20 protein-coding genes are annotated in these 25,641 nt (G+C 68.1%); 10 read left to right on the top strand and 10 right to left on the bottom strand.

Translation table 11 applies throughout. The features are described from left to right. Positions 1 to 1,094 precede the first annotated feature (1,094 nt). The gene (locus DFS13_RS03850) at positions 1,095 to 2,486 is read left to right on the top strand and encodes a sigma-54 dependent transcriptional regulator (protein WP_012493293.1); all 1,392 of its coding nucleotides are present in this window, start codon (positions 1,095 to 1,097) and stop codon (positions 2,484 to 2,486) included. 54 nt (positions 2,487 to 2,540) lie between these two features. Here the strand turns inward: DFS13_RS03850 and DFS13_RS03845 are convergent, their stop codons facing one another. The 6 genes from DFS13_RS03845 to DFS13_RS03820 form a co-directional block, all read right to left on the bottom strand. Continuing rightward, on the bottom strand, positions 2,541 to 5,027 hold the full coding sequence (locus tag DFS13_RS03845) for a beta-mannosidase (protein WP_034202425.1): 2,487 nt from the start codon (positions 5,025 to 5,027) through the stop codon (positions 2,541 to 2,543). Further along, entirely contained in the window at positions 5,024 to 6,079 is a 1,056-nt protein-coding gene (locus DFS13_RS03840) for a DUF1839 family protein (RefSeq protein WP_034203354.1), read from the bottom strand. The genes DFS13_RS03845 and DFS13_RS03840 overlap by 4 nt, the downstream gene beginning before the upstream one ends. Next, a complete protein-coding gene (locus DFS13_RS03835; RefSeq protein WP_006490442.1) occupies positions 6,076 to 7,050 on the bottom strand; it encodes an amino acid--[acyl-carrier-protein] ligase in 975 nt (324 codons plus the stop codon). Before DFS13_RS03835 ends, DFS13_RS03840 begins: the two co-directional genes overlap by 4 nt. Then, on the bottom strand, positions 7,047 to 8,243 hold the full coding sequence (locus DFS13_RS03830) for an acyl-CoA dehydrogenase family protein (RefSeq protein ID WP_006494988.1): 1,197 nt from the start codon (positions 8,241 to 8,243) through the stop codon (positions 7,047 to 7,049). The genes DFS13_RS03835 and DFS13_RS03830 overlap by 4 nt, the downstream gene beginning before the upstream one ends. Continuing rightward, complete coding sequence (locus tag DFS13_RS03825; protein ID WP_006490451.1) at positions 8,240 to 8,491, bottom strand: acyl carrier protein; 252 nt, start codon at positions 8,489 to 8,491, stop codon at positions 8,240 to 8,242. Before DFS13_RS03825 ends, DFS13_RS03830 begins: the two co-directional genes overlap by 4 nt. A gap of 180 nt (positions 8,492 to 8,671) precedes the next feature. Then, complete coding sequence (locus DFS13_RS03820) at positions 8,672 to 9,454, bottom strand: Crp/Fnr family transcriptional regulator (RefSeq protein ID WP_006494986.1); 783 nt, start codon at positions 9,452 to 9,454, stop codon at positions 8,672 to 8,674. A gap of 920 nt (positions 9,455 to 10,374) precedes the next feature. Here DFS13_RS03820 and DFS13_RS03815 point away from each other — a divergent pair. The 4 genes from DFS13_RS03815 to polX all read left to right on the top strand — a co-directional run bounded on the left by DFS13_RS03815 (position 10,375) and on the right by polX (position 15,280). Then, on the top strand, positions 10,375 to 11,157 hold the full coding sequence (locus DFS13_RS03815; RefSeq protein WP_006494985.1) for a Crp/Fnr family transcriptional regulator: 783 nt from the start codon (positions 10,375 to 10,377) through the stop codon (positions 11,155 to 11,157). Between the two features lie 11 nt (positions 11,158 to 11,168). Continuing rightward, positions 11,169 to 12,575, top strand: a complete 1,407-nt coding sequence (locus tag DFS13_RS03810; RefSeq protein ID WP_048985618.1) for an undecaprenyl-phosphate glucose phosphotransferase — start codon at positions 11,169 to 11,171, stop codon at positions 12,573 to 12,575. A gap of 384 nt (positions 12,576 to 12,959) precedes the next feature. Then, a complete protein-coding gene (locus DFS13_RS03805; protein ID WP_012493297.1) occupies positions 12,960 to 13,352 on the top strand; it encodes a TraR/DksA family transcriptional regulator in 393 nt (130 codons plus the stop codon). A 149-nt stretch (positions 13,353 to 13,501) separates the two neighbouring features. Next, the gene (gene polX / locus DFS13_RS03800) at positions 13,502 to 15,280 is read left to right on the top strand and encodes a DNA polymerase/3'-5' exonuclease PolX (RefSeq protein WP_111441376.1); all 1,779 of its coding nucleotides are present in this window, start codon (positions 13,502 to 13,504) and stop codon (positions 15,278 to 15,280) included. 40 nt (positions 15,281 to 15,320) lie between these two features. On the opposite strand, the gene ald is transcribed toward polX, so the two are convergent. Then, positions 15,321 to 16,436 (bottom strand): alanine dehydrogenase, encoded by a 1,116-nt coding sequence (gene ald / locus DFS13_RS03795; protein ID WP_006494982.1) that lies wholly within the window; start codon positions 16,434 to 16,436, stop codon positions 15,321 to 15,323. Between the two features lie 296 nt (positions 16,437 to 16,732). On the opposite strand from ald, the gene DFS13_RS03790 reads away from it, so the two are divergent. Beyond that, positions 16,733 to 17,149, top strand: a complete 417-nt coding sequence (locus tag DFS13_RS03790; RefSeq protein ID WP_043204794.1) for a DUF3995 domain-containing protein — start codon at positions 16,733 to 16,735, stop codon at positions 17,147 to 17,149. 19 nt (positions 17,150 to 17,168) lie between these two features. Here DFS13_RS03790 and DFS13_RS03785 read toward each other — a convergent pair whose 3' ends face one another. Continuing rightward, complete coding sequence (locus DFS13_RS03785) at positions 17,169 to 17,480, bottom strand: 2'-phosphotransferase (protein WP_012493299.1); 312 nt, start codon at positions 17,478 to 17,480, stop codon at positions 17,169 to 17,171. Positions 17,481 to 17,880: 400 nt separating this feature from the next. Here DFS13_RS03785 and DFS13_RS03775 point away from each other — a divergent pair, with 400 nt between their 5' ends. From DFS13_RS03775 to DFS13_RS03760, 4 genes are all read left to right on the top strand, one after another. Next, positions 17,881 to 18,621 (top strand): gluconate 2-dehydrogenase subunit 3 family protein, encoded by a 741-nt coding sequence (locus tag DFS13_RS03775; protein WP_006491164.1) that lies wholly within the window; start codon positions 17,881 to 17,883, stop codon positions 18,619 to 18,621. Continuing rightward, positions 18,621 to 20,399: a GMC family oxidoreductase gene (locus DFS13_RS03770; RefSeq protein WP_111441375.1), complete on the top strand. Its 1,779-nt coding sequence runs from the start codon at positions 18,621 to 18,623 to the stop codon at positions 20,397 to 20,399. The genes DFS13_RS03775 and DFS13_RS03770 overlap by 1 nt, the downstream gene beginning before the upstream one ends. Beyond that, positions 20,396 to 21,823 carry a cytochrome c gene (locus tag DFS13_RS03765; protein ID WP_060265898.1) on the top strand — a complete coding sequence of 476 codons (1,428 nt, stop codon included), beginning with the start codon at positions 20,396 to 20,398 and terminating at the stop codon, positions 21,821 to 21,823. Before DFS13_RS03770 ends, DFS13_RS03765 begins: the two co-directional genes overlap by 4 nt. Positions 21,824 to 22,032: 209 nt before the next feature. Then, complete coding sequence (locus DFS13_RS03760) at positions 22,033 to 23,748, top strand: cation:proton antiporter (protein WP_006493088.1); 1,716 nt, start codon at positions 22,033 to 22,035, stop codon at positions 23,746 to 23,748. A gap of 80 nt (positions 23,749 to 23,828) precedes the next feature. Here the strand turns inward: DFS13_RS03760 and DFS13_RS03755 are convergent, their stop codons facing one another. Together DFS13_RS03755 and DFS13_RS03750 are read right to left on the bottom strand one after the other, a co-directional pair. Continuing rightward, positions 23,829 to 24,593, bottom strand: coding sequence for an SDR family oxidoreductase (locus tag DFS13_RS03755; protein ID WP_060212344.1), 765 nt, complete (start codon positions 24,591 to 24,593; stop codon positions 23,829 to 23,831). A 19-nt stretch (positions 24,594 to 24,612) separates the two neighbouring features. Beyond that, complete coding sequence (locus DFS13_RS03750) at positions 24,613 to 25,605, bottom strand: arabinose ABC transporter substrate-binding protein (protein WP_111441374.1); 993 nt, start codon at positions 25,603 to 25,605, stop codon at positions 24,613 to 24,615. Positions 25,606 to 25,641: the final 36 nt, after the last annotated feature.

The raw sequence follows: 25,641 nt of genomic DNA, 5'->3' as shown, positions 1-25,641 counted from the left end.
AATTGATTCATCGTGGCGGCGTGCAGCGAAGCGCGGCCGGAGGACATCGCGCACGAACCGGGCGCCGGGCGCGGGACCGACGATTGCGAGTTCACGATGGGCGCTCGTGCATGACGGCGTCGGGCACCGGTTCGTCGTTGATTGCCTCGCGCAGGCCGGTTCATGAGGCCTCGCGGCATTTCATTGGAATCGTGCGCACCTGCGCGGTGCACACGTCCGGCCGGCGGTATGCTGCCGCTTGCGCGCATGTATGGGTGTCGCGCTCTGCGGTGCGTCTGCTTCCGTTCGAACCGCGCGGGTCATCCGGTCCGGCGAGAAAGGATGGCCCTCATGCTGCACCGCACGACGCGCGTGCCGGCGCGCGGCATTCACGCCGGCCGGCGGGAATTCGCCGAAAAGCGCCGGCGCGGGGTGACGCCGCTGATTACGACGTGTAACGGCCGGGCGGTCCGTACGCGGCCGCAAGGCGGGATGGCTACCCGGCGGTGCGCGCGATTATGCGATCCGGGAAGCACGGTACTGCGGTTTTGGGGAGATTTCGATGGAAATCGCGGGCAATCGACGGAATCAATCTTGCAGAAAAGTAGTATTTGCCACTGATTGACGGGAATGGTCAGAGATAATCAAATCTCAGTGGTCAAACGCGCGGAGCGCGCGGCCACGGGCAGCGTAACCGACTGATTCAGGTTTATCTTTTGGTAACAAGGTCATCTCGAAACGGGGTGTAAATTCAGGTGCGGATGAAATGGGGCGGTCAATCCGGGCGCGGTTTGGCGGCCCTCCGGTTCAGCATCGGGCGCGACTGTCGTGTACGACGCGACGCACATGCGGACGGAATTTCCGTTTGCCGACGTGCCCCGCCTGACGGCGGGTCGCTTCAAAGCCGGAATGTTGTGGCTCCCGCAGCCGCGCATTCCGTTCGAGTTCGATGACAACGAGGCCGGATGACATCCGGCTCGACCTCCGGGGGTTCTCGCCGTGTGCAGTTTCGATCTTCGCCAAAGCTGCGGAAACGCAGCGCGGAAAGGCGGCCATGCGCCGCCGGCCGCAGCGCACGCGAACGGTTCGCGGAGTGCAGAAAGTGATGGTTCGTTATGAATATGCCAATAACGCGCGATAAGAGCGCCGGCGCGGGGAGCGGTAACGGGCAGCGTCCGCTGATTTACTGGACGCAATCGCCGTCCGTGATGCTGCGAAAGGAATTGTCGCGCCGCGACTGGAAAGTGTCGGTCGTCGCCCATGCGAGCGAGCTGCGCGACACGTCCGGCGAAATTACGTGCGGCATTCTCGATCTGAGCGGCGGCCACGCCGATGCGATCGGCAGCATCGCGTCGACCTGCGCGTCGATGCGCGACGTCGTCTGGGTGGCGCTCGTGGATGTCGGCCAGACCGCGTCGCCGAACGTGCGGGCGCTGTTGCGCGACTACTGTTTCGATTACGTGACATTGCCGGCGTCGCATCAGCGGATCGCCGATACGGTCGGCCATGCCTACGGCATGGAATGCCTGTTCGCGCGCGATCGCGAACAGCTCGAATCGGAGGAAAAGGGCATCGTGGGCACCTGCAGCGCGATGCTGCGGCTGTTCGATACGGTGCGGCGTTTCGCGCGCACCGACGCACCGGTGTTCGTGTTCGGCGAAACGGGAACCGGCAAGGAACTGACGGCGCTGGCGATCCACCGCCATTCGGAGCGGCGCAACGGCCCGTTCGTCGCGGTCAACTGCGGTGCGATTCCGCCGCACCTGCTGCAATCGGAACTGTTCGGCTACGAGCGTGGCGCGTTTACCGGCGCGAACGCGCGCAAGATCGGCTACGTCGAAGCCGCGAACGGCGGCACGCTGCTGCTCGACGAGATCGGCGACCTGCCGCACGAAAGCCAGGCGAGCCTGCTGCGGTTTCTGCAGGAGCGTTCGATTCACCGTCTTGGCGGCAGCGACCCGGTGCCGGTCGACGTCCGGATCGTGTCGGCGACGCACGTCGACCTGCGCGATGCGATGGAGGAAGGGCGTTTTCGCGCCGACCTGTTCCACCGTCTGTGCGTGATGCGCATCGACCAGCCGCCGCTGCGGGCACGCGGCAAGGACATCGAACTGCTCGCGCACCACATGCTCGAACGCTTTCGCGGCGATGCGCGCCATCGCGTGCGCGGGTTTTCGACGGATGCGATCACGGCGCTCTACAAGCACGACTGGCCGGGCAATGTCCGCGAGCTGATCAACCGCGTGCGCCGGGCGGTCGTGATGACGGAAGGGCGCCTGATCACCGCGCAGGATCTCGAGCTCGAATACTGTCTCGACGCGGCGTCGCCGTCGGTGGCCGACATCCGCAAGTCGATCGAGCGCGAGGCGATCGAAACCGCGTTGCTGCGCACGCGTGGGCGCGTCGCCGCTTCGGCGCGCGAACTCGGCGTGTCGCGCGCGACGCTGTATCGCTGGATGGAGGCGTACGGTATCGAGCGACCGCGCGGCACCGGCTCGTCCGACTGAGGCGCGGCACTGACACGGAGCGGCACGACGCTCGCGGCGGCCGCGAGCGTCGCGTCACCCGGCCTGCGTGGCCCGCACCGCGCGCGCGGCGTTCACCGCGCGGATGTCTACCGTCGGTGGCGCGCTGTCGCCAGCCGTCGCGGGCTTCCCGTCGGTTTGCAATGGAACGAGCGCGATGCGCGCCGGCGTGCCCGGCGCGAGATGGAACCAGTCGTCGCTCGGCATGAAACCCGGCGCGTCGATCTGCACGTGGCGTGCGACGTGCCGCGTATCGATGTCGACGTGCCAGGTCTCGCCGGTGCGGGACACGCATGCCTCGATCCCGGGCTCGCGGCGCGCCAGCACGGCCGGATGCGTGCGGGACGGAAAATGGAACGCCTGCGACAGCAGCGTGCCGTCGTCGGCGCGCAGCGTTGCAACGACCGTATCGTGTTCGCATGGGCCGAAGCGGTACGCGTAGGTCCAGTCGAAGAAGCGGCCGAGCAGCTCGGCCGAGCCGAGCCGCACGGTGTCGTGCGCGGCGATCCGCACCGGGCCGCCGGCCCGTGCGACCGGCGTGCGGCCGTCGCGCAGCGCGACCAGTTCGACCGCCGCCGACAGCGGCGCCGGGCGTTCGTTGACGACATGCACGTCGAGCCCGTTCAGGCCTTCGTCGACCAGCAGCACCTGGATCGGCTGCAGCACCTGGCGCAGCGCATACCAGGCCGATTTCGGCCGGTGCGCGGCGTCGATCACGCCCCATCCGGCGCCGGGCATCACGTCCTGGAACTGCCACACGAGCGCGCCGGCGCAACGCGAGCCGCTGCGTCGCCATTCGGAAAAGGTCTCGCGCATCACGTCCGCGATCACCGCACGCGACAGCTCGAAATAGCGTGCCGGGTCCTCGCGCCGCAGCCGGTCCGGCGCGACGTCGTACAGCGTCTGCAGATAGTGGTCGCGGATATCTTCGAAATCCCACGACGTGCCGGGGTCGCGCGGCACGGCCGCCTTCCAGCGCGGCTCGTGCACGCCCGGCCAGCCGAGTTCGGCGAGCGTCGCATCGCACGGCACGTTCGCGAACGCGAGGCATTCGCTCGCAAAGCGCACGTCCGCGCGGCGCGCATCGTCGAGCGGACGCAGGTACGCGCCGACGCCGTAGTAGTGCGACACGCGTTCGCGCGGCGTGAACGGCAGCACGCCGCCGTCGGGCGAATCGGGCACGTACGGAACATCGGGGCGGTGCGCGGCCGCGTGGCCGGCCAGCCGGTCGGCCGTCAGCTCGAGGAAGCGCTGCTTCGGCCCGAGCCCGGACATCGCGGCCTGTTGCGCGATCTCGCTGCCGCCGCACAGCACGGCCAGCGACGGCGACGCGCCGTGACGCAACAGCAACTGGCTCGCTTCGCGATCGACGTTGGCCGCGAACGCGGGATCGTCGAGCGCGTAATCGAAGTTCGCGAAGCCGAATTCCTGCCAGACCAGCAGTCCGAGCCGGTCGCACCAGGCGTGGAACGCGTCGGCCTCGTAGGTCATCGTGCCGCCGACGCGGATCATGTTGAAACCGGCGTCGCGCGCGAGCCCGAGCAGGCGGCCGTAGGTCGCGTCGTCCGAGTGCAGCGCGAGCGGCGCGGCGCTGCTCCAGCATGCGCCGCGCGCGAATACGGGCACGCCGTTGATGCGCAGCCCGAACCCCTTGCCGTCTGCGCCGGAATCGATCTCGATCGTGCGGAACCCCGTCGAGCCGAGCGGCAGGCGCGCGTCGCCGATATGCAGCGTGATCTCGTAGAGCGCCGGTTCGCCGTGCGTATGCGGCCACCAGCGACGCACGTTCGGTATCGCGACGCTCGCGCGCAACTGGCCGGCGCCGGCGCGTTCGAGCGTCGCGTGATGGTCGCCGCACGACAGCCGCGCGACGAGCGGTTCGGGTAGCGGTGCGGCGAACGTCAGTTCCGCGTCGAGCCAGCCTGTGTCGCCGTCGACGCGTGCATGCAGTTTGCAATCGCTCGGAACGGGCCCGTCGGCCGGATCGAGCACGTCGACGGGCCGCCACGGGCCGGTCGGGACATACGGCGGAAACCAGCCCGGCATGTGCCCGAACAGCGACGTGCGGATCGTGCGCAGCGCGGCCGGTTCGGCGAGCCGCGTGCGCCAGCGCGCACGGCGCGGCGCGCGCGCGTCGCGCAGGTGCGGCGCGAGCGCACGGAAACACACGGTCAGCCGGTGCGTGCCGTCGAGCGACACCGGTACGTCGTGCGCGACGAACATGCTGTCCGAGTGGTGGATCGGCGTGTCGTCGAGCCAGGCCTGCGCGAGCGTTGCGAGGCCGTGAAAGCGCAGGATGCGCGGCCCGCGCCCGCGCAGCTCGAGCCGGTACCAGTGGTCGCGCTCGTCGAGCGACGCGGCTTCGTCGAGCCGGCCAGCCAACGCGAGCGCCTGCGCGACCGTGCCGGGCACCGGCGCGGCGATCCAGCCGCCGTGGTCGTCCGGGAGGTCGCGCGGGTCGCGCACGGCGCCCGCGGCCGTCGCCAGCAGCGACCACGCGGGCAGGGCGCGCGCGCGCGTCACCGCATGACCGACACGGGTGCCGTGTCGTAGCGCACGGGTGTCACGTGCCGCAGCGGCGCACCAATCTGCCGCGCGCACGCGACGAGGTCGGTGTACGCGGCCTCGATCGCCTCGAGCGTCGAATCGCCGCGCTCTTCCTTGCCGCGCGCGCATGCGCGTGCGAGCCGGAATTCGAGCACCATCGCTTCCGACGCGATGCGATCGCACGCGGCACGGATCTCGGCGAACGGCCCGGTGCAGCCGCTTGCCTGCAGCCAGCGGGCATAGTGGCCGAACAGTTCGAAATTCGCGCCGAGCTGCCGCACCGAATTGAACGAGTACGCATGGAAATGCTCGAGCGGCGCTTCCGCGAGGATGGGCGCGTCGGCCTGCAACTGCCGGCGGAATGCCGCGATCGGATCGACGACCGGCAGGCGCCGCAGGTGACGCTGCAACGCGGCCAGCGACGCTTCGCAGAGCGCGCGTTCGTCGAGCGGCGCAAAGCGCCGCTTCGCGCATTCGACGTACGGCGGCAGCGTCATCGGCGAACTGCCGCCGACGAGCCCGTTGTAATCGAAATCCTCGGCGACGTAATAGCCGCTGTTGTGGAAGTAGCCGATCTGCTGCTTCTCGCGGTCGATCGCGTCGATGCCGATCGTCGTCTTCGTGTGCTGCGTGCGGTAGCTGCTGCCGCGCGTATCGGGCAGGAACCACGCATCGACCTCGACGATCATCAGATGGCCGCGCGCGACCTGCGTCTCGATGTGCTGGTCGAGCGGCTCGTAGATCGAATGTTCCTGCACGACGATCCCGTAGAGCCGCTCCAGTTCGTCGTGCGGAAACTTGAAGAACGTGAACTGATCGCCCTCGAAGTCGAGCGCGATCGTGAACGGCAGCGCCGCGTACGGATTGAGGCCCCACCACCGGAGCACCTCGAGCCACATGTCGACATAGCAGTTGGTCTGCTTCCAGACCATCTCCTGACTGTGCAGCGGGTGCGGCCGGTAGTGGCGCGCGCGGTGGCGCACGTCCTCGAACGACGCGTCTTCGCCGTCGCGGGAAACGAACCTCATCGCGTACCCCACAGCACGTCGCGAACCTCGCGCGGCCATGCGTCGATGTCGAAGCCATGGTGGCGGAACAGCGCGAGCGTGAGCCGCTCGAGGCCGAAGCCGACGCAGCCGGTGTGCGCGACGTCGCCCGTCGCGGTGCGGATGTCCCACAGCAGCCCGAAGTGGTCCATGTGGTAGTTGAAGCTCAGGCACGCGGTCTGGCGGTCGTCGTGCTCGATCGGGATCAGCAGCTCGAATTTCAGGTTCTGCTCGCGCTGGCTGTTCGCGACGATCTTGCCGCCGCGCCCGAAGAACGGGTCATTCGCGAGATCGATCGCATTCGGCAGGCGCAGCGCTTCGATCATCCGCGTGCCGCGCTCGATCCACGTCTCGCGGAACGAGACGATCTGCTCGGGCGTGCCGATCCGCACGTATTCGCGCATCCGGAACAACTGCATGCGGGTCGGGTCGAGCGACGGTTCGTGACGGAAGCAGTACGAGAATACGTCGACGATCCGGCCGTCGGCGGGCAGCGCGCCCGCGCGGGCGACGACGGGATACACGGGGTAGCACGCGGCCGGCGTCATCACGACGTAGGTCGGCTTCTGGCTTTCGGTCCAGTCGTCGCCGCGATCGAGGCATTGCAGCACGCGCTGATGCTGGCGCTCGTCGCCGCAGAACGCATGCACGCTGCCCGCCAGTTGCGGGAAGCTCTTCATGTATTCGCTGCGCTCGAACTCGGTGCGGCTCATCGCCGGCGGGAAGCGCAGCACTTCGGCCTGCTGGTCGGCGCCGACGCGCGTGACGAACGCGTCGAGCGCCTCGACCACGCGCTCGAATCGTTCGCTGCGACCGAACAGGCCCTGGATGCCGGTCGAGACCAGCAGGCCCGCGTCGATCAGCGCGTCGCGCAGCGGATTGACGCCCGCGCGGTCGAGCGGTGCGTCGGCGGGAGCGGAGGCGGCGGAGGGCACGGCGAGGCGATCGTTCACGTATGTTTCTCCAGCGTCGCAGGACGCAGCGCGAGCAACAGGCTCGCAGTGTTGGCGGCAATGCGGTCGTTGCTGATCATCAGCGGCGCCGCGTGCAGGTCGCGAATGTGGCGGCCGATGCTGAACGGCGTGCCTTGCTTGTAGCCGGCCATCCCGCAGATCATCATCGCCTGGTGCGCGACTTCGAGCGCGGTTGCCGACACGTAGGTCTTCAGCGTATTGATCTCGGCGGCCCAGGCCATGCCGGCCGACCACGAGCGGGCCGACGCGTTCGCGTGGAGGCGCAGCACGTTGTCGACGCGGGCCTGCATCGCCTGCATCAGCGCGAGCGATTCGGCGATGCGCCGCGCGGCGGGCGACGGTGCGCCGTCGGTCTGGCGCGCCTGCGCGCGGAAGAACTGGTGCGCGCGATGGAACGCGTCGCCGGCGACGCCGATCCACACCGCGGCCCACAGGATGTGCGAGACCGGCACCATCGTTTCTTCGGCGATCTTCGCGAACGGCACCGGCAGGCATTGCACGGCGGCGCCTTGCGCGTCGAGCACGAAGCCGTTGCTGCAGGTGCCGCGCATGCCGAGCGTGTCCCATTCGCCGCGGCGCGTGAGCGTATAGCCGTCGCGCAGCAGCGTGACGAGCACCTGCTCGGAAGCCGGCGCGTCCGCATCGCGTCGCGCGGTCGCGAGAATGCCGTCGGCATAGTCGCCGTACGAGATCGTCGGCGCGGATTTGTGCAGCCGGAACCCGCCGCCGTCGGTTTCGAGGGCGCACTGGCTCGCGCGCAGGTTGCCGCCGACGCCGTCTTCCGACGTGGCCGAGGCGAGCAGCCACTGGTGACGCACGAGCTGTTGCAGGAACAGCTTGTGCCAGCCCTGGTCGGCGGCGTGATTGACGATGCAGGCGACCTGGATCTGGTGCATCGCGAACACCATCGCCGACGATGCACAGGCCTGGCCGAGGATCGAGCAGGCCGACGCGATGTCTTCCAGCGACGCGCCAGCGCCGCCGAGATGGGTCGGCACCATCGCGCCGAGCAGGCGGCGCGCGCGCATCGCCTCGATCGCCTCGACCGGGCAGCGCGCGTCGCGATCGACCGCATCGGCATGCTGGGCGGCGATCTGCGCGACCGCATGCGCGGCCTCGTCGAGCCGATGCGAATCGCTGTCGGGCGCGAGTTCGGGTAGCAGCGCGCTCATGCGGAATGCTCGGTGCGTTGCAGCGTGGCGATCGTGTCCGCGAGTGCGTCGATGCTGCGGAACAGGTTGCGGTTCAGCATCTCGTCGGGAATCTCGATGTTGAACTGCTTTTCGATCGCGAGCATCAGCTGGATCGTATCGAGCGAGGAGAGGCCCGCTTCGTAGAGGTCGTCCCCGTCACCGATCGAATCGATCGCGGCTTCGAGATGGGCGACGTGCTTCAGGATGGTTCTGATTTCGTTTTTCACGTGCTGCTCCGGCGTGCGTGGTGTCGTCCGCTCGGGCAGACGCGCGACAAGCGCTGACATCCCCCCGGCAGTCCGGCATCAGTAGACCATTGGCAGACACGGCGTTCTGTTCGCCACCCTACAAACAGCTGACCCTGCACGCGGGCGGCGCCGTCGCGCCGTCCCGGTCCGGCACGTTGATCACGTGCGCGACGCGGCCGGCACGCCCGAGTCGGCCGACAGGATGCGCTTCATCTCGTCGCGCACGATCGCGCGGCAGCCGCACGACATTTTTTCGAGGCCGTCGAGGTCCGCGAGCTCGATCGAGCTGCGGTATTGCCGGATCAGGCCGAGTTTCTGGATTTCGCCGGCGGCGTCCGTGACCGTCTCCCGCCGCACGCCGAGCATTTGCGCGAGCATGCTGTGCGTCACCTGGATCTCGATGCTGCGCGTGCGATCGAACGCGAGCAGGAACCATCTGCATAACTGATGTTTGAGCACGTGGTGACGGCTGCAGAACGTGATCTGCGACACCTGCGCCATCAGCAGCCGCACGCAGACGAACACGAGATGGCGAATCACCGGCGACGCGTCGAACGCGGCGGCGAAGACGCGCCGGTCGAGCCGGTAGACGAAGCCGTCGCGGCACGCGAGCGCACGACACGGCATCCGGCCGCTGCCGCCGATCACGTCGTCGCAGACCACGCTTTCGCTGCCGATCTCCGCGACTTCCAGCGTCATGCCGCCGGACGACACGTACTGCAGCGAAATCGCGGTCGTGACCGGCAGGTAGACGGCCGTGAGCATTTCGCCGGGTTCGCACAGCACTTGCCCGGATTTCAGGTGAACGAGTTGAAGGTGGGGCGTCAGCGTGGCGAGTTCGTCGCGGTCGATGGCCGCGAGAAACCGGTTGGCGTCGAAGCTGTGGGAAAGCTCGATCATGCCGTTCGCATACGCGACGGCGTCGGGGGCCTGGTGAGTCACGGCGCATCCTCGCAGGGTGGCGGTCGCGCGTCGTCGCGGCGAATCCCGCAACGGGGATTTCGCACGATCGTGCGGACTTGTGTTGATCGAAAGCGGAATGACGATACTGGCGAAAAAGGCTAGCACGCAATCGAATTCGGGCAATTTCGCATTACGTCATTTCACAAAGTTTGACGATTGCGGTTCAGTGCAAACGTTATGCCGATTTAATGATTCATTTTCAAGGGATTAATTGTCCGGAAATGGATTGGTGCGCTTTCCTGTCATTCGATGTCGAACCGGAATCAATCGAACGACGTGGCGCATCGTACAACGAAAGGCTCCCGCGCCATTGAACATTATTTGACAAATAAACGGGGAGCGCCTGATTTTTCATTGGGATCAATGGCTTGAGCATGATGTGTGCGGTAGCGGACAGAGCCTCGAATTAGTGTCCCGATTCAAATTTGAGACAGTTTGAAACAAGCGTGTGAGGTGTGGTCGCGTCGGCAAATGCTGCGCTGCACATCACGGAAACAATTGAAAATCGGCTGTAAGTATTTGAACGGTAAGCGTCGTGACCGTCACCCGATCGCCCGCGGCCGATGCACGGGAATTGATCAGTCGAATGCGCGCTGTGTCCGTTGCGTGGAGGAGTGTCCGGAAATGAGACGTTTTTTCGATTTTGGGGACGGTTATTCGGGTGCGCTAAATCGGACGTGATTCATATATTAAGGATGGACGGCTATTGGCACGTAAATCGCTTATTCGGGCTGGCGTGTCGAAACGGGACAGTCGACTCAATCCGGCGATGACAAGCCGATGGTCAGTCGGATTCAGGGTTGTGGGCCGCAACCGCTGTCAATGTCCGGGCGCGCATCGCGATAACGAGTTCTGTGCACGCGGCTGCAGGCGGCGCGGACAATAAAAGGGATACAGACATGCTTCATCTTCACTCGAGCTACTCGGCGAATGCCATCCTTGCTGCCCTCCCGGAGGACAGCATCCGCACCATCGCACCGCATCTCGAACTGGTCAGGATCAAGGCCGGGATGCTCGACCGGGTCGGCGAGCCGATGCGTCATCTGCACTTTCCGACGACGGCGATGATGTCGGTCCAGCACCTGATGGAGGACGGCGCGATGGTCGAGGTGGCGGTGGTCGGCCGCGAGGGCGTGGTCGGGCTGGGCACGCTGGTCGGCGGCGTCGCCGCGTCGAGCCGGGTCGAGGTGCGGATCGGCGGGATGGCGTATCGCGTGCCGAGTTGCGTGATGCGCGCCGAGTTCGAGCGGTCGCCGCAGACCTATCGGCTGCTGCTCAACACCTGCCAGGCGACGATGGCGCAGATCTCGCGCAGCGCACTGTGCAATCGGCACCATTCGGTCAGCGAGCAACTCAGCCGCTGGCTGCTGCTCGCACACGACCGGATCGACGGCGACGAGCTGACCGTCACCCAGCAGACGATCGCGAACATGCTCGGCGTGCGGCGCGAAGGCGTGACGGAAGCGGCCGGGAACCTGCAGGAAGCCGGCCTGATCCGGCAGCGCCGCGGCCGCATCACGGTGCTCGACCGCGATGGCCTCGAACATCACGCGTGCGAATGCTACGACCTGATTCGCGCGGACTATCGCCGGCTGCTCGGCACGCGCGGGAATACGAGGCCGGCGACGGTTCGCCCGCGCATGCCGGAAGGGCGTTGCGGTTTCCCGGCGCACGGTGCGTGACGATGCAGTCGATGTCCGGTGGAACGAACGCGATGCGGCGCGCCGCGATCGCGGCGGCCGACGTCGTGCTCGTGCTGGCCGGCGCGCTCGTCGCGCAGGCTGCGTCGGGTCTCGGCTGGCATGCGCTGTCCGACGCGCAGCGCGGCGCGATCGCGCTGCTGTGCGTGCTGACGGTGGCGCTGCTGCCGCGCTACCTGCGCACCGTGCGCGGCGGCGTCGCGGTGCAGGGCGGCGCGCACGCGCTGACGCACACGCTGGTGGCGGTGGTGTGCGCGAGCGTGCTGACGGTGGCCGGCACGATGTGGATCATGAATCGCGGCGGCACCGTCACGACCCGCTGGATCGTGCGCACGGTGCTCGCCGGCGACGCGGCGCTGCTGCTCGGCCGCGCGGCGTTGCTGGCGTTCGCGCTGACGCGCGGTGATCCGCGGGGGCGGCAACGTCGCGTCGCCGTCGTCGGCGCAACCGGCTACGGGCGGGTGGCGATCGAGCGGATGCAGCGCGCGCCGAATGGCCCGTTCGTGGCCGCGTGCGTATTCGACGATGATGCGCAGGCCGCCGCGGGCGGCATCGGCGGCGTGCCGGTGATCGACGACTGGCCCACGTTGCGCGACCTGATTCGGGGCGGCGACATCGACGAGGTCTGGCTCACGCTGCCGATGTCGCACGAGTGGCGGATTCAGCGCATCGTGCGCGAATTGCGCGACGAGTTCGTCGAGTTGCGGCTGTTGCCCGACGTGCGGCAGATGGCGGTCGTCGATCGCTCCGCGACCGACCTGCTCGGCATGCCGGCGATCAATCTCGCGACCACGCCGCGCGCCGCGCCGGAGCTGTGGGCCAAGTTCGCGTTCGACCGGCTGTTCGCGTTCGGCGTGCTGATTCCGTTGCTGCCGCTGCTGACGATGGTGGCGATCGCGGTCAAGCTGTCGTCGCCGGGGCCGGTGCTGTTCAAGCAGCGCCGCAAGGGCGTCGACGGCCGCGAGTTCCATATCCTGAAGTTCCGGACGATGCGCGTGCATCGCGCGCAGCCGGGCGTCGTGCGGCAGGCGTCGCGCAACGATTCGCGCATCACGCGTGTCGGCGCATTCCTGCGGCGCACGTCGCTCGACGAACTGCCGCAGTTCTTCAACGTGCTGTTCGGGCAGATGTCGGTGGTCGGCCCGCGTCCGCACGCGATCGAACACGACGACCTCTATCGGCAACTGATCGACTGCTACATGTACCGCTACCGCGTGCGGCCCGGCATCACCGGATGGGCGCAGGTGAACGGTTATCGCGGCGAAACGCGCAAGGTCGAGGCGATGGAGGCGCGCGTGAAGTTCGATCTGTTTTACATGCAGAACTGGAGTTTCTGGTTCGACATCAAGATCATCCTGATGACGGTGGTGCGCGGCTTCATCGGGCGCAATGCGTTCTGAGGACGACGAATCATCGAAGCGGCGCCGCGAGAGCGACCGTATCGACGGAATGAGGCCGGCTCGTGCGCACGGAACGAAGCGATGTGGCCGCATGGGAAATTGCTGCGTTGCGTTTGCGCCGACGGGGCTTCGTCACGCGCCCCTTCGGTCGCGATTCCGCGTCCGTCCCCAGTTTCGTCCCTCCGCCGTCGCATGACCGGCACGCTGATTCCGGTCAACACACGCGTGTTCAATGGGTTTATCCTGCGTCGAATGCGTCCGGTGTTTTGCGCGTCCGGTCGCATCATCCGGATGCGGCGGCGCAGGTCATGCCTGCGCGTCGCGCACCGGCGCGATACCGCGCGCCGCCTTTCTTCGCGCGGAACCGGAACAGGAGAGACGGCCATGTCGCTCGACCAACAACAACGGCAGACGCTGAAACAGCGGCTGAACGAGAGCGAGCAGGCGCTGCGTGCGGAGATCCGCACGAGCGAAGACCAGCGCGCGTCGGAATCCTATGCGGATCTGGCCGGCGCGGCGCCGGACGAGGGCGACGAGGCGAATGCCGACCTGTTCGTCGACGTCGACCATGCGTTGATCGGGATGAAGCTGACCGAACTGCGCGCGATCGGGCGCGCCCAGCAGCGGATGCGTGACGGCAGTTACGGCGAATGCATCGACTGCGACGGCGCGGTCGGCTACGAGCGGCTGCTGGCGCGGCCGACCGCCGAACGTTGCACGCATTGCCAATCGATCTACGAACGACGCTACGCGACGACACCGCGCGCGTCGCTCTGACGCCGCGGCTCCAGCCGCGCGGTACGCGCCGCGCGGCCGGCGCAGGATGACCAACGGGCGCCCGGCGGCGTCGACATGCGGCGCCGGGCGGGCAGACGCCGTCGCGCAGGGGCGCGGCGCCATCCACGTGGAAGGGAGCCACGCCGATCATGCCGATCCACAATGCCGAGTGCGCGGCCGTGTTCGCCGAGATCGCCGACATGCTCGAGATCCAGGGCGCCAACCCGTTTCGCGTGCGTGCGTACCGCAACGCCGCGCGTACGATCGCCGACTACGGCCGGGATATTCCGACGATGATCGCGAAAGGCGACGATCTCGGGAAGATTCCGTCGATCGGGGCCGATCTTGCGGCGAAGCTGCGCGAGATCGCCGCGACCGGCACCTGCGAACTGCAGCAAACCTTGCGTCATGCGCTGCCGGGCGCGATCGTCGAGCTGCTCGACGTGCCCGGGCTCGGCGCGAAACGCGTGAAGGCGCTGCATGACGCGCTGAACGTCGATTCGCTCGAACAGTTGCGCGCCGAAGCGAAGAGCGGGCATGTGCGCGAGCTGCCGGGCTTCGGCGCGAAAACCGAAGCGCATCTGCTCGAAGCGATCGACGATCGCCTGCAGCGCGAGCCGCAACGCTTCCTGCTGCCCGACGCCGCACATGCGCTGATGCCGTTGCTCGAACGCCTGCGGGCGGTGACCGGCGTCGGCCAGGCCGTGCCGGCCGGCAGCTTCCGCCGCCGCCGCGAGACGGTCGGCGATCTCGACATCCTCGTCACCGCGCGCGACGCGGGCGCGGTCACCGCAGCGTTCGTCGGCTACGACGACGTGGCGCGCGTGCTCGCGCACGGCAAGACGCGCTCGAGCGTGATGCTCGTCAACGGATTGCAGGTCGACCTGCGAGTCGTCGATGCCGATGCGTTCGGCGCGGCGCTCGTCTACTTCACCGGATCGAAGGCGCACAACATCGTGCTGCGCAGGCTCGCGCAGGCCGGCGGCCTGAAAATCAACGAATACGGCGTGTTTCGGGGCGACGAACGGATTGCCGGGGCGACGGAGGCATCGGTCTACGCGGCCATCGGGCTGCACGAGGTGCCGCCCGAGTTGCGCGAGGATCGCGGCGAGATCGATGCGTCGCGTGCCGGCACGCTGCCGGCGCTGGTCGAGCGCAAGCATCTCCATGGCGACCTGCACGCGCACACCGATGCGTCGGCCGGCCGCGACGGCCTGCGCGCGATGGCCGCCGCCGCGCGTGCACGCGGGCTCGCCTATCTGGCCGTCACCGACCGCGCCCCGCCCGACGGCGGCGCTCGCAACGGTTTCGACTGGCTCGCGCGGCAACTCGACGACATCGATCGCCTCAACGCGACGTTCGACGATTTCGTGTTGCTCAAGGGCGTGGAGGCCGGCATTCGCGAGGATGGCAGCCTGGACGTGCCCGACGCGCTGCTCGGCCGGCTCGATCTCGTGGTCGGTGCGATACGCGACGGCTTCGACCTGCCGCGCGGCGCGCAGACCGATCGCATGCTGCGCGCGATGGATCATCCGCATTTCTCGATTCTCGCGCACCCGACCGGCCGCCTGCTCGGCGAGCGCGACGCCTGCGAACTCGATGTGCCGCGCGTGCTCGCGCAGGCTGCCGCGCGCGGCTGTTTCGTCGAACTCGATGCACAGCCGCGGCGCTTCGACCTGCCGGACGTGTGGTGCCGCGAGGCCGCGAAGGCCGGCGTGCCGGTCGCGATCGGTTCGGATGCATGCAGCGCGGACGAGCTCGACAACCTCGCGTTCGGCGTCGATCAGGCGCGGCGCGGCTGGCTGACGCGGCAGGACGTGCTGAACACGCGCACGCTCGCGCAACTGCGGCCGCTGCTGGCGCGCACGATGGGCGGTGCGGGCAGCGCGGGCGGCGGTGCGAAGCGGAGTCGGTCGAAGGGCGCGTGAGCGTGGCCGGTCGCGATGCGTTCAGCTCATGCCGGCAGGGTCATCCGAGCACGCCGGTCGCGGGGACGTAAGGTAGGCCGAGCGCCAGCGCGACCGCTTCGTACGTGATGTGACCGTCGCACACGTTCAGGCCCGCGCGCAGATGCGGATCGTCGAGCATCGCCTGCTTCCAGCCCTTGTCGGCGAGCGCGAGCGCATGGCCGAGCGTTGCATTGTTCAGCGCGAAGGTGGACGTGCGCGCGACCGCGCCGGGCATGTTCGCGACGCAGTAGTGGACGACCCCGTCGACGACGAAGGTCGGCGCCGCATGCGTGGTCGCATGCGAGGTCTCGAAGCATCCGCCCTGGTCGATCGCGACGTCGACGACGACCGCGCCCTTGCGCATCGTCGCGATCATGTCGCGCGTGACGAGCCGCGGCGCCGACGCGCCCGGCACGAGCACGGCGCCGATCACGACGTCGGCATCGCGCACGGCTTCGTCGACCGTCTGCGCATTCGAACAGACGGTCGCGATCCGGTTGGCGAACACGAGATCGAGCTGGCGCAGCCGGTTCACGTTGTTGTCGAGCACGGTGACGCGCGCGCCGAGGCCTACCGCCATCTGCAGCGCGCCGGTGCCCACCACGCCGGCGCCGAGCACGACGACGTGCGCGGCCGGCACGCCCGGCACGCCGGCCATCAGCAGGCCGCGGCCGCCGCGCGGGCTTTCGAGGTGGGTCGCCGCGACCTGGATCGACATGCGGCCCGCGACTTCGCTCATCGGCGCGAGCAACGGCAGGCCGCCGCCGGGGCCCGTCACGGTTTCGTACGCGATGCAGACCGCGCCGGATTTCACGAGCGCGGCGGCCTGATCGGGATCGGGCGCGAGATGCAGGTACGTGTAGAGGATCTGGCCGCGCCGCAGCATCGCGCATTCGGCCGGCTGCGGTTCCTTGACCTTGATGATCATGTCGGCGCGCGCGAAGATGTCCTCGGCACCGTCGCTGAGCGACGCGCCCGCGGCCGTGTAGTCGTCGTCGAGCAGGCCGATCGCCGTACCCGCGCCGCGCTGCACCAGCACGCGATGGCCGTGCCGCGTGAGTTCGCGCGCGCCGGCCGGCGTGAGGCCGACGCGGTATTCGTGGTTCTTGATCTCTTTCGGCACACCGATCAGCATGAGTCGCCTCCATGGCCTTCGTTATCGTCGTCGTGCGAGCAGCCGGTCGCGCAGCGGCAGGCCGACCGCAGTACTGGAATAACAGGGTAGTAGTGCGCGGAGGGAAGTCAAGCGGCCGGGCTGTGCGACGACGCATGCGCACTGCAACGCAGCATGCATCGCCGTCGGTTGCGACCGGACGTCGCAATGCGCGCGTGACCGGGTTTCGGTATCGTCATGCGTGGCGCGGGCCGGGGCCGCGAGCCGAACACCTTTCGGCAAAACGACGAGACAACGAGACGAGGACCTTGATCGACATGACCGCTGCGTATTTCAGCGTACCGACGCTTTGCGCCATCGCGCTCGTGCACGTGTACTGGGCGTTCGGCGGGCGATTGGGCAAGCGCGCGGCCATTCCGGAGCAGGATGGCGTACCGCTGTTGCGGCCGACTGCGGTCGGCACGCTTGCCGTCGCGCTCGCGCTGCTGGGCGGTGCAGGCGCGGTCGCCGCGCGTGCCGGCTGGCTGGGGCGCAACGCGTATCCCTGCACGATCGCGTTCGCGATCGTTGCGCTCGCATTGATCTTCGCGGTGCGGGCCGTCGGCGATTTCCGCTACGTCGGCTTCTTCAAACGCATTCGCGGGTCGCGTTTCGCGCGGATGGATACGCTGTATTACTCGCCGCTGTGCGCGGCGCTGGCGCTGTCGATCGCGTCGATGTTCTGGCCGTGGTGAGAGAGGAACGGTGCGTGATTCAATCCGCGCGCGTATCGATTAGCTCGAGATATTCGGCCGGCACGGCATCGATCAGCCACACATCGTTTTCGGCGGCGAAGAACGTGTGGCCCTGCCGGTGCATCAGCTGCGCCGCCACTTCGAGGATTGCGGGCACGCCGTAACGCGCGCCGACGGCCAGCGCCGTCCGGATGTCCGCCGGCAGATACACGTGATGAGGGGCGCCGGGTTCCGTCGCCGCCTGATCGTCGCTGTCCGCCATTTCCTCATCCTTGCACATTCCGGCATCCGGTTTTTCCATTGTTGCTGATTTCGATGCACTGAATTGCATTGAACCCTCTAGCAATGGAACCGGTTCCATATATAATTCGCGGCACTCGTCGCCAGGCCCGGAAAGAGGGTCGTGCACGTTGCGCTTGCCGTCGGCAGGCGCGACGTCTAAGTTGAATAAGGGTCATGGGCGATGACGGAAAGATGCCGGCCGATGCCGGTATTTGTCCGACGATAGGGCCCGCAAAGAGGTCGATCCGCGCAACGCCGCCGGCCCCGGGGCGAGTGCGGCTGCAATGACGGCGCCACCGCGAATCGCGGCCGGGCGCCAGCGTCGAGGTTGTGCGCAACACACGAAAGAACAGGGCGACCGGCCGCTTGCGGCACGGCTGCCGTGCCGGGCACGCGGCATGCGGAATGCGCGCGTCCGAACCCCGATCCCCAACGATCAACATCCGACCATGTCCACGCCACCTGACAAACCCAATTCGCGTCGCCGTTTCCTGCGCACGTCGGTCGCGCTCGTGCCGATCGCGTCGGTCGCCGGCTGCGACCTGCATTCGTCGTCGCCGTCCGCGACGACCGCCGGCAACGCGTCCACTGCGGCGGCCAGCGCCGAACGCGCGCCGTACAAGCCGACCTTTTTCGATGCGAAGGAATGGGCGTTCGTCCAGGCTGCCGTCGACCGGCTGATTCCGGCCGACGCCGAAGGCCCCGGCGCGCTCGAAGCGGGCGTGCCGGAATTCATCGATCGCCAGATGGAGACGCCGTATGCGCACGGCGCGACGTGGTACATGCAGGGGCCGTTCCAGCAGGGCGTGCCCGAGCTCGGCTACCAGTTGAAGCTGGTGCCGCGCGACATCTACCGGCTCGGCATCGCGGCCGTCAACCGCTATTGCGAAAAGGCGCACGGCAAGGCGTTCGCGGATCTCGACGCGCCGACGCGCGACACGGTGCTCGGCGCGCTGGAGAAGGGCGGCGCGCAGATCGACGACGTCCCGCCCGGCGTGTTCCTCGGCCAGTTGCTCCAGAACACGCGCGAAGGCTACTTCTGCGATCCGGTGCATGGCGGCAATCGCGACATGGCCGCGTGGAAGATGATCGGTTTCCCGGGCGCACGCGCGGATTTCATGGATTTCGTCAACCAGAGCGGCAAGCCTTATCCGTACGGCCCCGTCTCGATCAACGGGGAGCGCAGCTGATGACCGCAGACAAGAAGCCGCACGTCGATGCGGTCATCGTCGGCTTCGGCTGGACCGGCGCGATTCTCGCGAAGGAACTGACCGAAGCGGGCCTGAACGTCGTCGCGCTGGAGCGCGGCGAATATCGCGACACCTATCCGGACGGCGCGTACCCGAACACGATCGACGAGCTGACCTACAACATCCGCAAGAAGCTGTTCCTCGACCTGTCGAAGACGACCGTGTCGATCCGCCACGGCCTGCAGGACACCGCGCTGCCGTACCGGCAGCTCGCCGCGTTCCTGCCGGGCGAAGGTGTCGGCGGCGCGGGGCTGCACTGGTCGGGCGTGCACTTCCGGATCACGCCGGAAGAGCTGCGCCTGCGCAGCCACTATGAAGAGCGCTACGGCAAGAAGTTCATCCCCGAAGGGATGACGATCCAGGATACGGGCGTCACGTACGACGAGCTCGAGCCGCATTTCGATTTCGCCGAGAAGGTGTTCGGCACGTCGGGGCAGGCGTACAAGGTCGGCGGCAAGGTGGTCGGCGACGGCAACGTGTTCGAGGCGAACCGCAGCGACAACTTCCCGCTGCCCGCGCAGCTCAATACGTATTCGGCGCAGCGCTTCTTCGATGCCGCGCACTCGCTCGGCCTGCATCCGTACCGGCTGCCGTCGGCGAACACGTCGGGCCCGTACACGAACCCGTACGGCGTGCAGATGGGCCCGTGCAACTTCTGCGGCTACTGCAGCGGCTACGCGTGCTACATGTATTCGAAGGCGTCGCCGAACCTGAACATCCTGCCGGCGCTGAAGCAGGCGCCGAACTTCGAGCTGCGCTCGAAGTGCCACGTGCTGCGCGTCGACCTCGACGACACGAAGAAGCGCGCGACCGGCGTCACCTACGTCGATCCGGCCGGGCGTGAAGTGCACCAGCCGGCCGATCTCGTGATCGTGGCCGCGTTCCAGTATCACAACGTGCACCTGCTGCTGCTGTCGGGCATCGGCAAGCCGTACGACCCGATCTCGGGCGACGGCGTGGTCGGCCGCAATTTCGCGTACCAGAACCTGTCGACGATCAAGGCATTCTTCGACAAGGACACCTACACGAACCCGTTCATCGGCGCGGGCGGCAACGGCGTCGCGGTGGACGACTTCAACGCGGACAATTTCGACCACGGCCCGCTCGGCTTCGTCGGCGGCTCGCCGTTGTGGGTGAACCAGGCCGGCGTGAAGCCGATCAGCGGCATCGCCACGCCGCCCGGCACGCCGCAGTGGGGCTCGGCGTGGAAGAAGGCGGTCAAGGACAACTACGCGCACACGATCTCGATGGACGCGCACGGCACCAACATGTCGTACCGCGACGTGTATCTCGACCTCGATCCGACCTATCGCGATTCGTACGGCCAGCCGCTGTTGCGGATGACGTTCGACTGGAAGGACAACGACATCAGGATGGCGCAGTACGTGACCGGCCAGATGAAGAAGATCGCGGAAGCGATGGGGCCGAAGGCCATCGGCGTGTCGACGCGCGAGTTCGGCAAGCACTTCGACTCGCGCCAGTACCAGACGACCCATCTCGTCGGCGGCGCGATCATGGGCACCGACCCGAAGACGAGCGTGCTGAACCGCTACCTGCAGTGCTGGGACGTGCACAACGTGTTCGTGATGGGCGCGTCCGCGCTGCCGCAGGGCATCGGCTACAACCCGACCGGGATCATCGCGGCGCTGGCCTACTGGTCGGCACGTGCGATCCGCGAGCAATACCTGAAAAATCCCGCCCCGCTGGTGACCGTATGAAGAGGACGATGAACCACCACAACGCCGCGCGCCCGGTGTCCCCGCTGCGGCGCGCGCTGGCGATCGGCACGGCCTGGGCGGCATTCGGTCTGGCGGGCGGCGCCGCGTTCGCGCAGCCGGCGTCTACGCCGGCCGCGGCTTCGGGCGCGGCGGCTGCGCCTGTCGCGCAGTCCGCCGACGCGGCGCTCGTGAAGCGCGGCGAATACCTCGCCCGCGCGGGCGACTGCATCGCCTGCCACACCGCGAACGGCGGCAAGCCGTTCGCCGGCGGCCTGAAGTTCGACACGCCGATAGGCGGCATCTACTCGACGAACATCACGCCGGACCCGAAGACGGGCCTCGGCGGCTGGACCTATGAGGACTTCACCCGCGCGGTGCGCGAAGGCGTGCGCAAGAACGGCGACACGATGTATCCGGCGATGCCGTTCCCGTCGTATTCGCGCCTGACCGACGACGACATGAAGGCGCTGTACGCGTACTTCATGCACGGCGTCGCGCCGGTCGAGCACGAGAACCGCAAGGTGGACATCGTGTGGCCGCTGTCGATGCGCTGGCCGCTCGGCATCTGGCGCAAGCTGTTCGCGCCGGCGCCGAAGCCGTTCGACGCGGCGCCGTACACCGACCCGGTGGTCGCCCGCGGCGCGTATCTGGTGCAGGGGCTCGGCCATTGCGGCGCATGCCACACGCCGCGCGCGCCGACGATGCAGGAGCGCGGGCTGACCGACGCGGACGGCCTCGACTTCCTGGCCGGCGGCGCGGCGATCGACGGCTGGGTGCCGACCAGCCTGCGCGGCGAGCCGCGCACGGGCCTCGGCACGTGGAACGAAACCGAGATCGTGCAGTTCCTGAAGACCGGCCGCACGCTGCGCACGGCCGCGTTCGGCGGGATGACGGACGTGGTCGGCCACAGCATGCAGCACATGACCGACGACGACCTGAACGCGATCGCACGCTACCTGAAGACGTTGCCGCCGCGCGTGCAGGGCGAGCAGCCGCACGTGTACGACGCGGCCGCCGCGAAGGCGCTGCAGACCGGCGACGCGAGCAAGCCGGGCGCGGCCGTCTATCGCGACAACTGCATGGCCTGCCACCGCAGCGACGGCCACGGCTACACGCGCGTGTTCCCGGCGCTCGCCGGCAACCCGGTCGTGCAGGGCGACGATCCGACCTCGCTGATCCATGTCGTGCTGGAAGGCAGCGCGCTGCAGGGCACGCGCACCGCGCCGTCGACCTTCACGATGCCGCCGTTCGGCTGGCGCCTGTCGGACCAGGAAGTCGCGGACGTGTCGAACTTCGTGCGCACGAGCTGGGGCAACACGGGCGCGCCGGTGACGGCCGCGCAGGTCGCGAAGGTGCGCAAGAGCGTGCCGTCGACGCGGCCCGAGCCGCCGCCGGGCGCGCGGTTCCCGCAAGCGTCGCGCTGACGGGAGCGGCGGCGCGCTCGCCCCGCCTGTCGCCCGGTCCACGTCGACGTGCGACCGGGCCCGCCATGCCTTTCACTTCGCCGGGGTCGCGCCCCGCCAACCGGCGCCGCCGCGTGAAATTTTCGCGGCTGCGCGCCATTCTTCCGCCTCATCCCTTATCCTTTCACTCTTGAACCTTACTAAATAGTTACAAGAGCTTGGGAGGGGGGATGCCTCATGACGTCAGCCTGATTGCGTTGCTCGCGGCCGGTTTCGGTCTCGCGATGATCTTCGGTTACCTCGCGTCGCTGCTGAAAATGCCGCCGCTCGTCGGCTATCTGCTTGCCGGGATCGTGATCGGCCCCGGCACGCCCGGTTTCGTCGGCGATCTGTCGCTCGCGCAGCAGCTCGCGGAAGTCGGCGTGATGCTGCTGATGTTCGGCGTCGGCCTGCATTTTTCGCTCGGCGATCTCCTCGCGGTGCGCAAGATCGCGCTGCCGGGCGCCATCGTGCAGATCACCGTCGCGACGCTGCTCGGCGGCGGGCTCGCGCTCACCTGGGGCTGGAGCCTCGGTGCGGCGCTGGTGTTCGGGCTGGCGCTGTCGGTCGCGAGCACCGTCGTGCTGCTGCGCGCGCTCGAGGGGCGCGGGCTCGTCGAAACGGTCAACGGGCGTATCGCGGTGGGCTGGCTGGTCGTCGAGGATCTCGTGATGGTGCTCGTGCTGGTGCTGCTGCCGCCCGTGGCGGGGCTGCTCGGCGGCACGCCGCCCGGTGACGCGCACGCGGCCGGCGGCAGCGTGTGGAGCACGCTCGGCGTCACGATGCTGAAGGTCGCCGCGTTCATCGCGCTGATGCTGGTGGTCGGCAAGCGCGTGTTCCCGCGCATTCTGTGGCTCGTCGCGCGCACGGGCTCGCGCGAGCTGTTCACGCTTTGCATGATTGCGGCGGCGGTCGGCATCGCGTTCGGCGCGGCGAAGCTGTTCGACGTGTCGTTCGCGCTCGGCGCGTTCTTCGCCGGGATGATGATGCGCGAGTCGGAATTCAGCCGGCGCGCGGCCGACGAGACGCTGCCGCTGCGCGACGCGTTCTCGGTGCTGTTCTTCATCTCGGTCGGCATGCTGTTCGACCCGAAAGTATTGCTCGACGAGCCGCTGCACGTGATCGAGGTCGCGGCGATCGTGCTGATCGGCAAGACGGTCGCGGCCGTCGCGCTCGTGATCGCATTCCGCTATCCGCTGAACACCGCGCTGACCGTCGGCGCGGGCCTCGCGCAGATCGGCGAATTCTCGTTCATCCTCGCGGGGCTCGGCCGTGCGCTCGGGCTGCTGTCGGCCGAAGGGCAGAGCCTGATTCTCGCGGTCGCGCTGATCTCGATCGCGATGAACACGCTGCTGTTCGCGATGATCGATCCGGCGCTCGCCTGGATCCGCAAGCATTCGGCGTTCGCACGCAAGCTCGAGGCGCGCGACGATCCGCTCGCCGCGCTGCCGATGTCGACGCCGCAGACGCATCTGACTGGCCAGGTCGTGATCGTCGGCTACGGCAAGGTCGGCACGCGGATCGCGCATGCGCTGGACGAGCGGGGGATCGCGTATGTCGTCGTCGAGCAGAATCGCGAGCTCGTTGAGAAGCTGCGCGCGGACGGCATCGCGGCCGTGTCGGGCGACGCGATCGAGCCGATCGTGCTGGTGCAGGCGCATATCGCCCGCGCCGGGATGCTGGTCGTCACGCTGCCCGACGTGTTCGACGTGCGGCAGATCGTCGAGATTTCGCGCACGCTCAACCCGACGCTCGAAGTCGTGCTGTGCACGAACAGTAGCGACGAGGCCGCGCTGCTGTCGAACGAGGGGATCGGCACCGTGTTCATGGGCGAGACCGAACTCGCGCGCGGGATGACCGAGCACGTGCTCGGCCGGATGGCGAAGCCGGTCGCGGCCGCGCATTGACGGCGCGCGGCATCGCGCCGGGCATCGCACACCGGGCATCGCACACCGGGCAGCGCACGGCGGCGCTGCCGGCTTCAGTCTCAGTAGAACGTCTCGAGCGTCAGCTCCTGCGCCATCACGCGATTGCCGGCCAGCAGGCCGCCGTCGACCGGCAGCGCGACACCGGTGATGATCCGCGCGGCCGGCGAGCACAGGAACAGCGCCGCCTGCGCGACGTCGTCGGGCGTCGCGAAATCGTCGAGCGGATACCATTTCCTCAATTGGTCGAATACCTGCGGGTTGCGCTGCACGCGCGCTTCCCACGCGGGTGTCTTGACCGTGCCGGGCAATACGATGTTCGCGCGCACGCCGTCGCGGCCGTATTCGATCGCGAGCGACTTCGTGTAGCTGATCAGCCCGGCCTTCGCCGCGCTGTAGGCCGGATGCCCGAGCGCATGCACGCCGTTGACCGAACCGATGATCGCGATCGCGCCGCGCCCGCGAGCACGCATGCCGGGCAGCACGGCTTCCACGCTCACGTAGGTGGCGGTCAGGTTCGCATCGAGATCGGTGCGCCAGCTCGCGGGCGTCGTGTCGCGCAGCGTGGTCGAGGCGGCCGTGCCTGCGTTCGCGACCAGCACGTCGACTTCCGGATGCGATTCGAGCATCGAGCACAGGCGCTCGGCGTCGGTGAGATCGTCGACGACCGGCGTCGCGCGCCCATCGGCGAGCGTCCCGATGAAGCGGTCGAGCGCCGCGCGGTCGCGATCGAGCGCGAGCACGCGGTCGCCGGCTGCGAGGAACGTGCGGCACAGCGCCTGGCCGATGCCGCCGGCGGCGCCCGTCACGAGGGTGGTGCGTGTCATGTCGGCTCCTGGTGCGGGTTCACAGGCCGAGCGCGGCGCGCGCCTGCTTCTCGTTGTCGCGCGTGATCAGCGTGCCGGACGTCAGCACGAGCGGCGGCGCCTGGTTCTTCGTGATCCAGTCGTACATGTTGATGCTCGTCTGGTAGCCGTGCTGGCGCGGATTCAGCAGGATCGAACCGTAGAAGCCCGTCGGCTTCGGCTTCGCGAACTCGTTGAGCGCGATCTGGCTGCCGTTGATGCCGACCGCGACCATCGCATCCGCGCCGATGCCGCGCCCCTCGGCGGCGCGCACCGCGCCGACCGTCGTGTCGTCGTTCGAGCCGAACGCGACCCAGCGCTTGAAGTTCGCATGCTTGGTGAGCGCGATGTTCGCCGCGTTGAACGCGCCTTCGGTGTCGGCCGTCATCTCGGGCGCGTCGATCACGTTCGCGGCCGGAAAGCCGGCGGCCTTCAGCGCGTCGACCGCGCCGGTCGTGCGCTCGCGCGCGGTCGGCAACTGGTCGTACGCGAGCCGGATGATGCCGACTTCGGCCGGATTCCAGCCGCGCCGCTTCGTCTCGTCCGCGATCGCCTGGCCGACCTGCTGGCCGATCTTGTAAGCGGAGATGCCCATGTGCGGCACGCCCGGGAGCGGTGCGCCGTGGCCGTCGACGAGCTGGTCGTCGACCGACATCAGCTTGATCCCCGCGCGCCTGGCTTTCGCCGCGATGCCGGGGCCGAGCTTCACGTCGGGCGCGCAGATGATCACGCCTTGCGCCTTTTGCGCGGCGAGGCTGTCGAGCGCAGTCGACACCTTCTCGCCGCTCGGCGCCGCGATCCTGATCAACGTGAAGTGCTGTTCCTTCGCGGCCTGTTCGGCGAAGCGCCATTCGTCCTGGAACCACGGATCGTCCGGCTGTTTGACGAGGAAGCCGATCTTCACGTCGGCGGCATCGGCCGCCCGGGCCGGGGCGCCGCCCAGCAGCGTGACGCTCACGGTGGCCAGCACGAGCGTTTTCCAGTGGAATCGCATGCGTCTCTCTCCGTTGTTGTAGTCGGGCGCGCAGGC

Origin of the sequence: Burkholderia sp. 28_3 (assembly GCF_003253915.1) — a bacterium.
Taxonomy (GTDB): Bacteria; Pseudomonadota; Gammaproteobacteria; order Burkholderiales; family Burkholderiaceae; genus Burkholderia; species Burkholderia cenocepacia.
Note: the sequence above shows the minus strand (reverse complement) of the source record. Positions and strands in the feature narration are given on the sequence as shown.

Excerpts from the sequence above, each read along its gene's own strand:
- ald (WP_006494982.1), bottom strand. The coding sequence starts at position 16,436 with ATGCTGATCGGTGTGCCGAAAGAGATCAAGAACCACGAATACCGCGTC.
- DFS13_RS03850 (WP_012493293.1), top strand. The coding sequence starts at position 1,095 with ATGAATATGCCAATAACGCGCGATAAGAGCGCCGGCGCGGGGAGCGGT.
- DFS13_RS03775 (WP_006491164.1), top strand. The coding sequence starts at position 17,881 with ATGTCCACGCCACCTGACAAACCCAATTCGCGTCGCCGTTTCCTGCGC.
- DFS13_RS03750 (WP_111441374.1), bottom strand. The coding sequence starts at position 25,605 with ATGCGATTCCACTGGAAAACGCTCGTGCTGGCCACCGTGAGCGTCACG.
- DFS13_RS03790 (WP_043204794.1), top strand. The coding sequence starts at position 16,733 with ATGACCGCTGCGTATTTCAGCGTACCGACGCTTTGCGCCATCGCGCTC.
- DFS13_RS03765 (WP_060265898.1), top strand. The coding sequence starts at position 20,396 with ATGAAGAGGACGATGAACCACCACAACGCCGCGCGCCCGGTGTCCCCG.
- DFS13_RS03840 (WP_034203354.1), bottom strand. The coding sequence starts at position 6,079 with ATGAGGTTCGTTTCCCGCGACGGCGAAGACGCGTCGTTCGAGGACGTG.
- DFS13_RS03810 (WP_048985618.1), top strand. The coding sequence starts at position 11,169 with ATGTCCGGTGGAACGAACGCGATGCGGCGCGCCGCGATCGCGGCGGCC.
- DFS13_RS03805 (WP_012493297.1), top strand. The coding sequence starts at position 12,960 with ATGTCGCTCGACCAACAACAACGGCAGACGCTGAAACAGCGGCTGAAC.
- DFS13_RS03785 (WP_012493299.1), bottom strand. The coding sequence starts at position 17,480 with ATGCAATTCAGTGCATCGAAATCAGCAACAATGGAAAAACCGGATGCC.
- DFS13_RS03760 (WP_006493088.1), top strand. The coding sequence starts at position 22,033 with ATGCCTCATGACGTCAGCCTGATTGCGTTGCTCGCGGCCGGTTTCGGT.
- DFS13_RS03815 (WP_006494985.1), top strand. The coding sequence starts at position 10,375 with ATGCTTCATCTTCACTCGAGCTACTCGGCGAATGCCATCCTTGCTGCC.
- DFS13_RS03830 (WP_006494988.1), bottom strand. The coding sequence starts at position 8,243 with ATGAGCGCGCTGCTACCCGAACTCGCGCCCGACAGCGATTCGCATCGG.
- DFS13_RS03770 (WP_111441375.1), top strand. The coding sequence starts at position 18,621 with ATGACCGCAGACAAGAAGCCGCACGTCGATGCGGTCATCGTCGGCTTC.
- DFS13_RS03755 (WP_060212344.1), bottom strand. The coding sequence starts at position 24,593 with ATGACACGCACCACCCTCGTGACGGGCGCCGCCGGCGGCATCGGCCAG.
- polX (WP_111441376.1), top strand. The coding sequence starts at position 13,502 with ATGCCGATCCACAATGCCGAGTGCGCGGCCGTGTTCGCCGAGATCGCC.